Source organism: Microbulbifer sp. SH-1 (assembly GCF_011326135.1).
GTDB lineage: Bacteria > Pseudomonadota > Gammaproteobacteria > Pseudomonadales > Cellvibrionaceae > Microbulbifer > Microbulbifer harenosus.
On the sequence record NZ_CP046948.1, the window covers coordinates 874,239 to 887,847 of the forward strand.

Consider the following 13,609-nt stretch of genomic DNA (forward strand, 5'->3'; position numbering starts at 1 on the left):
AAATAATTGGCCGAATAAATTTTTGTTCGGGTAAATCCCTAGCCGTATGACTCAGCGGTTCTGTCTGGCGGTTTCAAAAAATGACTGAGCAATCCGCTTCCATAATGCAAGGCAATCGCCGGGCGACGGTTCTGGCGCTGGCAGCCGTGCTCTGCTGGTCCACTGTTGCTAGTGCCTTCAAGCTCTCGCTGCAATATCTTTCTCCACTGCAGCTGGTGACCATTGCCTCAGTGGTCTCCACCCTGTTTATGTTCGCGGTGATCTGCTGGCAGCGCCGATTACCGGAGCTGCGCACCAGTTGGCGTGCCAATTACAAATGGTATCTCGCCCTCGGCTTTTGCAACCCGTTCCTCTACTACCTTGTCCTGTTCAATGCCTACGCGCTGTTGCCCGCACAGCAGGCACAGCCGTTGAACTACACCTGGGGCGTGGTATTGGCCCTGTTGTCCGTTCCTCTATTAAAACAGAAGCTGCGCAGGCAAGATCTGCTGGCAGGGCTCGTGTGCTATATCGGCGTACTGGTGATTGCCACCAAAGGCGATCCTTTTTCCCTGCAGTTTGATCAGCCATTCGGTGTGGCACTGGCGCTGTTCAGTACCGTGATCTGGTCCTGTTACTGGTTGCTGAATACCCGTATCGGCGGCAATGCTGCAGTGAATCTGTTGCTGACATTCTGTTGCGGCCTGCCGTGGCTGTTCGCTGCTGTTATGTGGCAGGGTGGCTGGCAATCGCCGCCAGTGGAAGGCTGGCTGGGGGCTCTGTATGTGGGCCTGTTTGAAATGGGTATCGCCTTCCTGCTGTGGCAGGGGGCGCTGCTCAGTTGCGACAATACCGCGCGCATCAGCAATTTCATTTATTTGTCACCACCGCTGTCGCTATTGCTGATCGCACTGCTGGTGGGAGAAAGCATACACGTGGCTACCATTGCGGGCCTCGGTCTGATTCTGCTGGGCGTGGCGATCCAGCAGGGTGCGCTGCGCCACTTGCTGTTCCGGTGGCAAGCATCCCGGTGAGCGAAACTACGAAACCACCGTCATCGATACAACAATAAACAGCCTTTGCCACAGTGTTTACCACATGGTTTGGAAGGCGAGTATGAGCGAGAAAACACCATGAATTTTGCACTGACCGAAGAACAACAGATGATCCAGGAGGCCGCGCGCCAGTTTGCCGAAAGCGAACTGAAGCCGATCGCCGCGGAGCTGGACAAGACCGGTAACCGTCCACTGTTTCTACAGAAACTCAAGGAGCTGGCGGAGCTCGGTTTCATGGGCATCGACATCGACCCCGAATACGGCGGCACCGGTGCCGGCACCATCGCCTTCAGCCTCGCTATCACCGAAATTGCCCGCGGCTGCGCTTCCACCGCCACCACTACCTCGGTCACCAACATGGTGGCGGAAGTGATCCAGGCGATGGGTACCGATGCACAGAAAGAGTATTTCCTGCCGAAAATCTGCAGCGGCGAATACGCTGCGGGCTCCTTCTGCCTGACCGAACCCAGTTCCGGTTCCGACGCCGCCGCCATGCGCACCCGTGCGGTCAAGGACGGCGGCGACTATGTGCTGAACGGCAGCAAGCTGTTTATCAGCAGCGCCGAGTTTGCCGGTGTGTTTGTGGTGTGGGCAGTAACCGATTCCTCGGCACCGAAAGGCAAGGGGATCTCCTGCTTCCTGGTCGAGGCTGGCACTCCCGGGCTGGTGATCGGCAAGGCGGAAGAAAAAATGGGGCAGAAAGCGTCTGTCACCAATGAGGTGGCGTTTGAGGATTGCCGCATCCCCGCGAGCAGCATGCTGGGCGAAGAGAACCGCGGCTTCCGCATCGCCGCCGGCGAACTGGCGGGCGGGCGCATCGGCATCGGTTCGTTAGCATTGGGCATTGGCCTTGAAGCTCTGGACTGCGCGCGCATTTATCTGCAGGAGCGCGAGCAGTTCGGCAAGCCGCTGGCCCAATTTCAGGGGCTGCAGTGGCAACTCGCAGACAAATACACCGAGTTGGAGGCGGCGCGACTCTTGTTGTTGCAAGCGGCCTGGCAGAAAGATGCCGGTTTACACTTCGGCCCTGCGGCTTCCATGGCGAAGCTCTACGCATCGGAAAAAGCCAACGAGGCCTGCTATGTGGCGCTCCAGATGCACGGCGGTGTGGGCTATACCAGGGAGTTTCCACTGGAGCGGATGGCGCGGGATGTTCGCATCACTACTATCTATGAGGGTACCAGCGAGATTCAGCGCCTGATTATCGCGCGGCATCTGCTGGAGGGGGTGCGCTGAAAGATTAATGTGTGCGACGGGCAGGAAATGCTGACCGTCGCATTAATTGGCGCGAACTTCTACGGCCGAACTAATAAAGTAGATTTTCGAGAGCACGTGGTATTTATTGTCAGGTCAAATCGTGTAATTTGGTCCTTCACAAGGATTCGTTACCGGGACAATCAATAACGAGGGGAATACCATGTCGATCACGCTCAATGTCAATGGTGCCGAACATCAGGTCGACACCACACCGGATACACCGCTGTTGTGGGTGATCCGCGACTACCTGGAAATGACGGGTACCAAGTTCGGCTGTGGTATGGCCATGTGCGGCGCCTGTACAGTGCATATGGACGGCCAGCCGATCCGCTCCTGTTCCACGCCGGTACAGCTGGCGGCGGGCAAAAAAATCACCACCATCGAAGGCGTTTCCTCATCCGCGGCTTCTCCCGTGAGCAGGGCTGTGCAACAGGCCTGGGATGACGGGCAGGTAGTCCAGTGCGGCTATTGTCAGTCGGGGCAGATCATGTCCGCCATTGCGCTGCTGGAAAAGAATCCGAAACCTACCGATGCGGATATTGATTCCGCGATGTCCGGTAATATCTGCCGCTGCAATACCTACCAGCGAATTCGCGGTGCCATCAAAGAAGCGTCGAAACAACTGGTCTGAAAGGGAGGGGATCATGCGCTGGATTAATAACGAAACCCGTGCAGAACTGGCAAGGAGCTTTCAGGAAATTGACGGCTTAGCAAGTCCGCAGGAGAGTCGCAGACATTTTCTCAAGGTCATCGGCGGCATTGGCGCCGGCCTGACTCTGGCTGTCAGCAGCCCGGGAACGCTGGCGAAAATGCTTCCTACAGGAGTGACTGCTGCAGAAGGCGAGGCTTTCGCTCCCAACGCCTTTGTGCGTATCGGGACCGATAACCGTGTGGCGGTGGTCATCAAACATGTGGAAATGGGGCAGGGCACTTACACCGGCCTTGCCACGCTGGTGGCCGAAGAACTGGACGCTGACTGGGAGCAGATCGATGCCGTTGGCGCCCCCGCCGATGGCAAACGCTACAACAATCTGTACTGGGGCCCAATGCAGGGTACCGGCGGCAGCTCCGCCATCGCCAACTCGTATCAGCAGATGCGCATTGCCGGTGCCACAGCCAAAGCCATGCTGGTGGCGGCCGCGGCGCAACGCTGGAATCTACCGACAGCGGAGATCAGTGTTAACAAGGGCGTGTTGAGTCATGCGGGCAGCGGCAGAAAGGCGACTTTCGGTGAGCTCGCAGAACTCGCAGCCACCTTGCCAGTGCCGGATGAAAAATCAATCCGCCTCAAGGAGCCTGAGGAATTTACCTATATCGGTACGTCGATGCCGCGCAAGGATGTGGGCAAGACCGACGGCACCGCGATCTATACCCAGGATGTGTGGCTGGAGGGCATGCTCACCGCAGTGGTTGCCCACCCGCCGCGCTTTGGGGCAAAAGTGAAAAGCTTCGATGCAAAGGAAGCCAAGGCTTCCAACCGCGTGGTGGACGTGATCCAAATTCCCACCGGTATTGCCGTGGTTGCGAAGGACTACTGGAGTGCAAAAGTCGCGCGCGACAAGCTCAACATTGAATGGGATGAATCCCGGGCGATGGACAAAAGCACCGACCAGATAATGGCGGAATACCGTGAGATCTCGAAAAAACGCGGTGGTGTGGCGCACGATCACGGTAGCGTAGGCGATGCGTTGGACAGTGCCAAAACCGTCATTGAGGCCACTTACGAATTTCCCTATCTCGCGCACGCGGCCATGGAGCCGATGAACTGTGTGGCACTGGTCAACAAGGACAGCTGCGAAATCTGGAACGGCGAGCAGTTCCAGTCGATAGACCAGATGAACATCGGTAAGTTGCTGGGGCTGCCGGTGGAAAAGGTAAAACTGAATATGCTGTTTGCCGGCGGCAGCTTCGGCCGTCGCGCCAATCCGGTGTCTGATTATCTTGTAGAGGCGGTGCACATCGCCAAAGCAAAAATGGGTACCCCGATCAAACTGGTGTGGTCCCGCGAAGACGATATGCAGGCGGGTTATTTTCGCCCGGCATACGTACACCGGGTGCGTGGCGGTCTGGATGCGGAGGGCAATATTGTCGGCTGGGAACAGCACATTGTGGGGCAGTCCATTCTAACGGGTACGCCGTTTGGGCAGGGGATCAAGAATGGCGTCGATCATTCATCGGTCGAGGGCGCGAGCACACTTCCTTACGCCATTCCCAACCTGCGTGTCGAAGTTACCTCCACCGAAGAGCAGGTCCCGGTACTCTGGTGGCGCTCCGTGGGCCACACCCACACGGCCTATTCCACGGAAACCTTTATCGACGAACTGGCCGTGAAAGCAGGGCAGGACCCGGTGGACCTGCGTATGAAGTTATTGGCTGACCACCCGCGCTGGCAGGGTGTGCTGAAACTGGCTGCGGATAAAGCCGGTTGGGGTAAGGCGCTGCCGAAAGGTTGGGGTCGTGGTGTCGCCGTGCATGAGTCGTTTAATTCCTATGTGGCCCAGGTGGCGGAAGTATCCGTGGCGGATGACGGTAAGTTCAAAGTCGAGCGGGTGGTGTGCGCGGTGGACTGCGGTGTGCCGATCAACCCGGATGTGATCCGCGCGCAGATGGAGGGTGGCATCGGCTTTGGTTTGGCCCCTGCGCTGGTGAGTGCGATTACCCTCAAGGATGGCAAGGTCGTCGAGTCCAACTTCCACAATTATCAGGTATTGCGCATTAACCAGATGCCCGAGGTGGAGGTGCATATCGTGCCCTCCGCGGCGCCGCCTACCGGCGTCGGTGAGCCGGGAGTACCGCCGATTGCACCGGCAGTAGCCAATGCGTTGGCGGCTGTCACCGGCAAGCGCTACTACTCATTGCCGATCAAGGTCTGACTTATCCATGTCGAACCATCTGCTTGCGCTCTTGAAGTCCTGGTACCCATTACGCGATTTCTGCGACTGGGTACTGGGCACCGTGTACAAAACCGAGGGCCCATGCTACCGCAAGGCGGGCGCGATGATGCTGTTTAGTGCCGATGGACAACAGCTCGGGATGCTGAGTGGCGGTTGCCTGGAGTCGGATATTCACCAACAGGCCCGCCGCGTAATGCAAAGTGGCCGTGCGGTAACGCTGACCTATGATGGCAGCGACGAAGACGATTTGTCGTTCCAGCTGGGCATTGGCTGCGGTGGTACGGTACACATTCTGCTGCAGCCGGTGCATCGTGAGAATGGCTACCTGGAACTGGATCGGGTTTACACGGCGCTGCAGGAGTTTCGCTCCGGTTACTACTACCAGTGTGTCCCCGAAAAAAACGGCGCGGCACGATCGCGCTTTATGGACAACGATGCGGTTAGCATCGAATCATTCCAGGTTAAGGCACAGCTGGTGCAAGAGGACGAGAGCCACTGGCTGTGTACCGGCATCACGCCGCCGCCCCATCTGTTGATTGTCGGCGGTGGCATTGACGCGCGACCTCTGGCGGCTATCGGACATCAACTGGGTTGGCGCATCAGTGTGTGGGATCCGCGACCGGCTAATGCGCGGAGAGAATACTTCCCCGACGCGGATGAACTGTTGAGCGTTCCGGCGGAGCATTTGCCGGAATTTGTGCGCAGTTGCAAGGTCAACGCCGCCGTGTTGATGAGTCATAATATCGCGCTGGATGCCCGCGCGTTATTGGTGTTACACGGCGAGTCACTCCGTTATCTCGCGCTGCTTGGGCCGCGCAAACGCCGCGAACAGGTAATTGCGGAGGCGGGAATAAATCCGGATAAGCATTCTCCAGTGATCGCTGGCCCAGCCGGGTTGCAAATCGGTGCCGATCTGCCGGAAACCATTGCCCTGTCGATTCTGGCGGAGTGTCAGGCCGCGCTAAACCAGGGCAGTGGCCGCTCAATGAGTGGCGTACTTGCATCTGATACGCCACCGCGCTCCATGCAAACCGTCTTCAGTTGATCGCGTACTGGGCTTGCGGCCCTGTGTCAGCTGCTTCCATATCGAGAAAGAACGACATATAGCGATGCATGGCGTGAACGGCGGCCAGATCACCTTCCATCGCGATCATCAGCGGTGGGTGAAAGGCAATCAGGTGGGCCATGGCGAGGTGAAAGTCCTCGCAGGGTTCGCTGAGCGCATCCGCGATCACGGATGCAATTCGCTTTGCCGCCATTGACGTGGAGCCATTATCGGTCAGTGCCTTGGTCAGCGATGTGCAGAACCTCTCCCGATGAGGTGCGTGCGGCGCAAAGAGTTCGATAGCGTGATAGATCTGTTGTCCTACTGACATGGTGTTCCCCCCAATGAAAATGAGCGGCGCATCCTAGCGGTTGAGACCTCACCAACCTATATGTGATGGGGGCTTTGCCATGAATCCGGTGACATTATTTGTAACCGAGCAGTCACTAGATCTAAAACGCGCCGGAAATTTCACTTGGCTGGAACCGGTACTGCCAGCACCGAAACCAGAACCTAAATATCAGTTCTCATGATGGATATGCCGATGACGTCGGAAGCGATCAAATCCCGATCTATTGCCGCCATGATCATGGCGGCCGGAGAGGGACGGAGATTCGGTGGTTGCAAGCCGCTGGCGACCGTTCATGGAACCTCTCTGGTGCAGAGAATGGTCAAGCAGGTGCGGCATTTGGTGTCGCATACCTGTGTGGTTACCGGTGCCTGGCACACCTCGATCGTTCAGGCGCAGAGGGATGGAGACTTGACCGACGTAACACTGATTTACAACCCGGCCTGGAAAAATGGCTTGGGACACTCGATTGCCGCAGGCGTATCGCAGTTGGAGCGCGATTTTGACGGGATTTTAATTTTGTTGGCTGACCAGGTTGCGATTACCGCCAATGATATTGAAGCCCTGATTGATCAGTTTGAATGGAATAACATCGCTTGCGGTTACTATGCCGGCCGCCGCGGCGTACCGGCAATTTTCGCAAAAAACAGTTTCCAGCAGCTGAAATCCCTCACGAATGACCGAGGTGCCAAGCGGCTCCTTTACAGTTCGGATGTCCCTGTCTCCGAATACAATATGCCGGAAGCGTCGGTCGATATTGATACGCAAAAAGATCTCGAGGACTGGGTGCGGATAGCGCCAGCAGCTTTGTATAAATCTGTGTGAAAATAGCGCCTATCTCAAAATGAGAGCAGTTTAATCTCCCATTGAAATTTCCGGGTATTCGATCGCACAGATGTAATAGGTTGCTCAGCGCCAACGATGTCAGCGACTTCTTGAAGCGGAAGCTCTCCGGATTGCAAAATTCCGCTTTTCTTCTTGGTCTGCTTGTAGTGGTGCCGTTCGGGGCCCCGGCTTTAAATACCGCTGATTGACGGATCAGGGCGAAAATTTAGCGGTTTTGTCGCTAATTTTCGAGTCGCAGAACATGTAAATTCATTTTTTAAATCACAGTTGGAGACTTCCTGTGCGTCGTTCGATTATTAAACTGACTTTGTCGCTGTCGATCTTTCTGTCCGGTACTGCTTTGGCTGGGACATTCACTTTGGATAGCAAAGACATCTCCAATGGTGAATTCATGCCGAAACAGCATGAATTTCAGGGCTTCGGATGTAGTGGTGGCAACAAATCTCCGCAACTTTCCTGGAGTGGAGCGCCGGAAGGTACCGAAGCCTATGCGTTGATGGTATACGATCCGGATGCGCCCACTGGAAGCGGATGGTGGCACTGGCAACTCGTCAACATTCCTGCTTCGGTAAATAATCTTGATGCCGGTGCCGGCGACCCGGGAAAGAACTTGTTACCTGCGGGCAGCATCAATATCACCAATGACTACGGTGCTAAAGGCTTCGGAGGCGCTTGCCCACCAAAAGGTCACGGTGTACACCGTTATCAATTTACTCTGTATGCGCTGTCGAAAAAGCTGACGCTGCCTGAAGGGGCTTCTGGCGCATTGACTGGCTACATGGTTAAAGCTCACTCGCTGGCTACAGCAAAAATTGAGGCTTTGTACGAGCGCAAGTGATCGGCCGTCATCTGGTATGTTTGTAGCGCAGACTAAATTTGGCGTCTTAAATGCTGTTAGAATGTGTAAAACTTAAGACGCCTCCGATTTGATTAATAATCAATAAAGGCTGGTGGACGTTATGCCAATGGATGAATAGGAAGCGCTGTGGTTTCAGTTAATCTAAATTCTCAAGCATGCCTCTCGTATGAAAAGCTGAAGGAGATGGCTAAAGCTGCCGTCGATACTCACTCTGATTTACCTTTTTCTGTCTATTCTTCGGTCAAAGAACAGCGTTTGGCCAATGTGCCAGTCATCAGGCCGCTGTTAATCTTTATCCTCGGTGGTACCAAGCTACTAGGAAAGGAGCGGGAAAAGTGTCCTGCTGGCAGCTTTGTCTTTCTCTCCAATAGTCCCGATGTGGATATGAGAAATATTCCGAGTAGCAGGAATGATGGATATTTTGCTGTGCTGCTGGAATTTGACTACGCGGATTTTAGTCAGTTCAGGCATAAACCGAAAAGTACTAAAAGGTACTTTCTGGGCGAGATCAACAAGCCGTTGAGTATCGCTCTTGCACAATTCATTGAGTTTTCGACCCAAGTGCCCAAAGGTGCGCTGAAGTTTCGTAAACAAGAACTTTTGAATCTTATTTATTTGTCTGGTCACGAAGAAGTATGTGGCATCGCCGAGCCGCCGAGCTTAAGTCACCAAGTGTATGAAATTATTAATCAGAATATTGCTGATGATTGGGGCGTAGAGCGCCTATGTACCTTGCTGTGTATGAGTGAATCGACATTGCGGCGCAAGTTGAAGGCCGAAAAAACCAGTGTGCAGGACATTAAAAATAGAACCAAACTTGGCTTTGGGCTGCATTTGGTTCAAAGCACTATCGAGCCTATCGGACTTATCGCAGAACGTTGTGGGTACCAATCTCAATCGCGCTTTACTGACCAATTCAAAATGCTGTTCGGCATGACACCGAGTGATTTGAGAAAGACTCGTAAGATGGATTAGGGCGAAAACTTGACGGTTTTGTGGGTGCCGGGCGCTGCCAGTTCCTTCTAATATAGTCAGTGCTCATGTGGTCGCCACTCAGATGCAACCACATTTTGTTGCCAATCTAGAAGGAAGAATACATATGAAATATGTCGCTGTTAGCCAGCACTGGGGGAGGGGTATTCAATCTCTACAATGTAGTAAGTAACCCTCTGCTCCATTTGCTGGATCTCAATTTCATCATCCAGTCGCTTGCCGAGCAGGGCGCGGGCGACAGGGGAGTCCATGGAAATCAGGCCTTCCTTAACGTTGAATTCATCCGGGCCAACGATGCGGTATTTCACTTCTACACCATGCTCGTCTTCCAGGGTCACCCAGGCGCCGAAGAATATTTTTTCCCGGTCGTCGGGAATACGGTCGACCACGGTAATTTCTTCCAGGCGCTTGGTGAGGAAGCGCACCCGGCTGTCGATTTCCCGCAGTCTTTTCTTGCCGTAGATGTAGTCAGCATTTTCGCTGCGGTCCCCCAATTTGGCGGCATCGCTGACTGCCTGCGTAACGCGTGGCCGTTCCACTTCCCATAATTGCTTTACTTCCGCACGCATGCGGCGCGCGCCTTCCGGTGTGATGTAGCGCGAACCGCGAGGCCGCGGCGGTCTCCAGCGCCCCATCAGCATACCTCCCGCAGGTTGTCGATCTTGATTCCCGGTCCCGGGGTGGGCAGCGGAAAACCGAATATTCGGCTGTAAAACTCCAGTTCACCTTCAAGCGCCAGCTTAATGCTGTCGGCACCGCGAAAGCCGTGGCCCTCATCTTCGAAGGTGATGTAGGCCACGGGAATACCACGGTTACGCAGGGCGACCACCATGGTTTCTGCCTGGTCCGGCGGTACCACTTTGTCTTCCATACCCTGGAAGAAGATCACCGGGCAATCCAATTGCTCAATGTGATTAATAGGCGAGCGGGCGCGGTACACAGACTCTGCCTCGGGCCACGGGCCGACCAGTTTGTCCAGATAGCGGGATTCGAATTTGTGGGTGTCGCGGGCGAGCGTGGTCAGGTCGCCGATACCGTAGTGGCTGGCTCCGGCGGAAAAGGTGTCGTGGAAGGTCAGTGCTGCCAATACGGTATAACCGCCGGCGCTGCCACCCTTGATCAGCAGACGCGCGGGGTCGGCGAGGCCCTGTTGCACCAGGTATTCCGCGCCGGCACACACATCTTCCACATCGAGGATTCCCCATTGGCCCTGCAGGCGGTCGCGGTATTTGCGACCGTAGCCGGTGCTGCCGGAGTAGTTGACATCGAGGATGGCAAAGCCTCGGCTGGTCCAGTACTGCACCTTGAGGTTGAGTCCGGCTGAGGTGGCACCCGTTGGGCCACCGTGGCCGAACACGATCAGCGGCGGCTTCTCACCTGCTGGCGCGGTGTAGGTGGGGTTACAGGGTGGGTAGTAAAAGGCGTGCACCAGACGGTGCTCGTGTTCAAAGTCTATGGTTTGAGCGCGGGAGAACCAACTGGTTTCCACTGGCGCGGCACTGCTGCTGGCAATGGTGGTGAAACGGTTGCTGTCGGCCTGGTACATCACCACAGATGGAAAGTCCGCGGTACCGCTGCTGATGAAGAGGGCGCGGTCGCCGGTACAGTGGATGCTTTCAAAGTCGCAGCCACTGTGCTCGAGCAGCCGCGGTTGACCGGTGTTCAGGTCCAACAGCGCCAGCTGCCAGCGGCCGCTCCGAGTGAAGGTGCAGAAGATTCGCGCATCATCGAGAAAACCGTAGGTGGACATCCCGAATACCCACTGCGGGGTAGCGAATTCGGCGTCGAGATCCCACAGGGGTTGGTCGCTGCCTGCGAGGTAAATATTCCACCAGTTGCTTTTATCGGAGATGTAGTACAACTGGCCGCTCGGTGACCATTGGGGCTGAAAAATGGATTCTCCGTTGCCGCCGGCAATGTGGCGGGCTTTGGCAACTGCGCCGGTTTCATCCAGTTCAGCCAACATCAACTTGGTGGCGTCCCAGGGCATGTCCGGGTGGTGCCACTGCAGAAAGCTCAGTTGCAGTCCATCCGGACTCAGCGCCGGATTGGAATAGAAATCCGCGCCCTCAGCGAGCACGGTGATTCTGCCGAACTCCTCTCCCTGCTTACGATCGAGCGCAATGGCAATTAGGCGCGCGACGGCTTCGCATCCGGACTCACTTTCTTCTTCCTGCACGCAGATCAGGCGGTTCCTGCGCTGGTCCAGCTGCAGGTCAGCGAAGTGCCAGGGACCAGCCGGTGTGACGGGTTCGGGGATATCACTGCCTGGGGCGATGCGGTAGATGCGCTGGTCGGCGGCGAGCACAAAATAGACATACCCGTTGCCAACGGTGTAGACGCCGCCACCGTATTCGTGCGCCTTGGTGCGGGCGCCGAGGGGCGCGGGGATAAGATCCCTGGGCGCAGGCTTTTCACTGTCGAGGTCGTATTCCACCAGCACCGAGCGGCCTTTTTCCGCGGGGCGGGACTCCAGCCAGTAGGCTTTACCGTCAAACAGGCGCGCTTCACTCAGGCGCACATTGCCAGCGGTGAGCAGGTCGGCGCTGATATTTGAGGCCCAGCTGCCGTAGGGCGCGATTTGTTTCTGTGGCGAAGTGTTGGGCATAGCTGCGGTCAACGTCTCTGGTGATCGGAAGTGGATTTTCTAAGGACGCATTTTACGCCCGCGTTTATTGATAACAATGGGCGGACAGTATTTCTACGTTCCCCGGCCTGGTTTCAGTCTGAACAAAAGATACCCGCTTCGCAAAATGCGGCTGCTAATCTTTTACGGCGGCACATTGCGCACGTGAGCACGGAGAAGAGCAGGGCAGGGAGCGGGACATGCAGGCGTTACTTGATGGGTTGAGCTCGGTAATCAATGTCGGCAACCACATTGCCTGGGGTGGCATCGGCGGCATATGGTGGCTGGGTATCCTGATTGCGGCGCTGTTACCTGCCGGAGTGTATTTCACGGTGCGCACCGGGTTTGTGCAGATCCGCGCCTTTGGCCATATGGTCAATGTAATGGCGCGGAGTTTTCGCAAGGAACACGATGATTCCGTGTCCTCATTTCAGGCATTTGCCACCAGTGCCGCAGCGCGGGTGGGTACCGGCAATATTGCCGGTGTCGCGGTGGCCATTACCACTGGCGGTCCTGGTGCCATTTTCTGGATGTGGATGGTGGCGCTGGTGGGCATGGCCACCAGTTTTATCGAAAACACTCTTGCGCAGACGTTTAAGGAGCGGGGGGAAGTTCACGGAACCTTTCGCGGCGGCCCCGCGTATTACATCGATAAAGGGCTGGGCAAGAAGTGGAAGTGGTTGTCCGTGGTGTATTCCGTGTTCCTGATTTTCTGTTTCGGATTTTTTTTCAACGCTGTTCAGGCCAACGCCATGGCGGAAGCGATACATGCGGCGTGGGGGATCAATCCATTGCTGATCGGTGCGGCGATTGCGCTGGTGGCAGCGCTGGTGGTGTTCGGCGGCATCCAATCCATCGGTCGCTTTGCGGGCGTTGTAGTCCCGGTTATGGCGCTCTGTTACATCGCCGTTGCCCTGTATATTGTGGCGATCAACCTCGCCCGTATGCCGGAGGTGTTCGGATTAATCTTTCGCAGTGCTTTCGGCTTGCGGGAAATAGGGGCAGGGACCTTTGGTGCGGTGGTGGCCAATGGGATTAAGCGCGGGCTGTTTTCCAATGAGGCCGGGATGGGATCGTCTCCCAATGTTGGCGCGGCGGCAGATGTAAAACACCCGGTGGTGCAGGGCTATGTGCAGATGGCGTCGGTATTTCTCGACACGTTCATGATTTGTACTGCTACTGCAGCGATTATTCTGCTGAGCAATGTGGAACTGAGCAGCGCCGCAGAAGGGGTAACCCTGACCCAGACGGCGCTGGCCAGTGAGGTGGGGCCCTGGGGAAACAGCTTTGTGGCGATAGCACTGCTGTTTTTTGCCTTTACCTCCCTCATCGCCAACTACTACTACGCGGAAACCAATATCTTTTACCTCTGGCATACCCGCACGTCGATTTTCTGTTACCGGGCGCTGTACCTTTGTTTCATCCTGTTCGGGGCCTGGGTAGCGTATAGCGGTAGTTCCGACAACTTTGCGCTGCTGTGGAATATGGCTGATATGTCTATGGGGTTTATGGCGTCTGCCAATCTACTGGCCATTCTACTGCTCTCCGGTGTGGCAGTTCGCGTATTCGCGGATTACGAGACACAGCGACGCAATGGGATTGCAGAGCCGGTATTCGACGCCCGCCAGCATCCGATACGCGGGGTAGAGATTGAGGTCTGGACACCGGAGTCCAAACCCTGATTGAAGAGGCGCAGTCTTTGCCGT

At 55.9% G+C, this 13,609-nt stretch carries 12 protein-coding genes; 9 read left to right on the top strand and 3 right to left on the bottom strand.

Annotated features, from left to right (window positions below; translation table 11 throughout):
• The first annotated feature begins 104 nt into the window (after positions 1 to 104).
• The 5 genes from GNX18_RS03970 to GNX18_RS03990 all read left to right on the top strand — a co-directional run bounded on the left by GNX18_RS03970 (position 105) and on the right by GNX18_RS03990 (position 6,230).
• On the top strand, positions 105 to 1,013 hold the full coding sequence (locus GNX18_RS03970) for a DMT family transporter (RefSeq protein ID WP_171018949.1): 909 nt from the start codon (positions 105 to 107) through the stop codon (positions 1,011 to 1,013).
• 99 nt (positions 1,014 to 1,112) lie between these two features.
• On the top strand, positions 1,113 to 2,270 hold the full coding sequence (locus tag GNX18_RS03975; RefSeq protein ID WP_166215535.1) for an acyl-CoA dehydrogenase family protein: 1,158 nt from the start codon (positions 1,113 to 1,115) through the stop codon (positions 2,268 to 2,270).
• Between the two features lie 181 nt (positions 2,271 to 2,451).
• Positions 2,452 to 2,922 carry a (2Fe-2S)-binding protein gene (locus tag GNX18_RS03980; protein ID WP_138235421.1) on the top strand — a complete coding sequence of 157 codons (471 nt, stop codon included), beginning with the start codon at positions 2,452 to 2,454 and terminating at the stop codon, positions 2,920 to 2,922.
• 13 nt (positions 2,923 to 2,935) lie between these two features.
• Positions 2,936 to 5,164, top strand: coding sequence for a xanthine dehydrogenase family protein molybdopterin-binding subunit (locus GNX18_RS03985; protein ID WP_166215537.1), 2,229 nt, complete (start codon positions 2,936 to 2,938; stop codon positions 5,162 to 5,164).
• Positions 5,165 to 5,171: 7 nt separating this feature from the next.
• Positions 5,172 to 6,230 carry an XdhC family protein gene (locus tag GNX18_RS03990; protein WP_166215539.1) on the top strand — a complete coding sequence of 353 codons (1,059 nt, stop codon included), beginning with the start codon at positions 5,172 to 5,174 and terminating at the stop codon, positions 6,228 to 6,230.
• Here GNX18_RS03990 and GNX18_RS03995 read toward each other — a convergent pair.
• On the bottom strand, positions 6,223 to 6,561 hold the full coding sequence (locus tag GNX18_RS03995; protein WP_138235424.1) for a hypothetical protein: 339 nt from the start codon (positions 6,559 to 6,561) through the stop codon (positions 6,223 to 6,225). The two genes, GNX18_RS03990 and GNX18_RS03995, sit on opposite strands and share 8 nt — an antisense overlap.
• A 198-nt stretch (positions 6,562 to 6,759) precedes the next feature.
• On the opposite strand from GNX18_RS03995, the gene GNX18_RS04000 reads away from it, so the two are divergent.
• The 3 genes from GNX18_RS04000 to GNX18_RS04010 all read left to right on the top strand — a co-directional run bounded on the left by GNX18_RS04000 (position 6,760) and on the right by GNX18_RS04010 (position 9,259).
• Positions 6,760 to 7,404, top strand: coding sequence for a nucleotidyltransferase family protein (locus GNX18_RS04000; protein ID WP_138235425.1), 645 nt, complete (start codon positions 6,760 to 6,762; stop codon positions 7,402 to 7,404).
• A 301-nt stretch (positions 7,405 to 7,705) separates the two neighbouring features.
• The gene (locus tag GNX18_RS04005) at positions 7,706 to 8,263 is read left to right on the top strand and encodes a YbhB/YbcL family Raf kinase inhibitor-like protein (protein ID WP_240914220.1); all 558 of its coding nucleotides are present in this window, start codon (positions 7,706 to 7,708) and stop codon (positions 8,261 to 8,263) included.
• A 204-nt stretch (positions 8,264 to 8,467) separates the two neighbouring features.
• Positions 8,468 to 9,259 carry a helix-turn-helix transcriptional regulator gene (locus tag GNX18_RS04010; RefSeq protein ID WP_166215541.1) on the top strand — a complete coding sequence of 264 codons (792 nt, stop codon included), beginning with the start codon at positions 8,468 to 8,470 and terminating at the stop codon, positions 9,257 to 9,259.
• A 140-nt stretch (positions 9,260 to 9,399) separates the two neighbouring features.
• On the opposite strand, the gene greB is transcribed toward GNX18_RS04010, so the two are convergent.
• Together greB and GNX18_RS04020 are read right to left on the bottom strand one after the other, a co-directional pair.
• The gene (gene greB, locus GNX18_RS04015; RefSeq protein WP_138235426.1) at positions 9,400 to 9,912 is read right to left on the bottom strand and encodes a transcription elongation factor GreB; all 513 of its coding nucleotides are present in this window, start codon (positions 9,910 to 9,912) and stop codon (positions 9,400 to 9,402) included.
• Positions 9,912 to 11,885 (bottom strand): S9 family peptidase, encoded by a 1,974-nt coding sequence (locus GNX18_RS04020; protein ID WP_166215543.1) that lies wholly within the window; start codon positions 11,883 to 11,885, stop codon positions 9,912 to 9,914. The genes greB and GNX18_RS04020 overlap by 1 nt, the downstream gene beginning before the upstream one ends.
• Positions 11,886 to 12,103: 218 nt before the next feature.
• Between GNX18_RS04020 and GNX18_RS04025 the strand changes: the two genes are divergently transcribed.
• Positions 12,104 to 13,585: a sodium:alanine symporter family protein gene (locus tag GNX18_RS04025; protein ID WP_166215545.1), complete on the top strand. Its 1,482-nt coding sequence runs from the start codon at positions 12,104 to 12,106 to the stop codon at positions 13,583 to 13,585.
• Positions 13,586 to 13,609 lie beyond the last annotated feature (24 nt).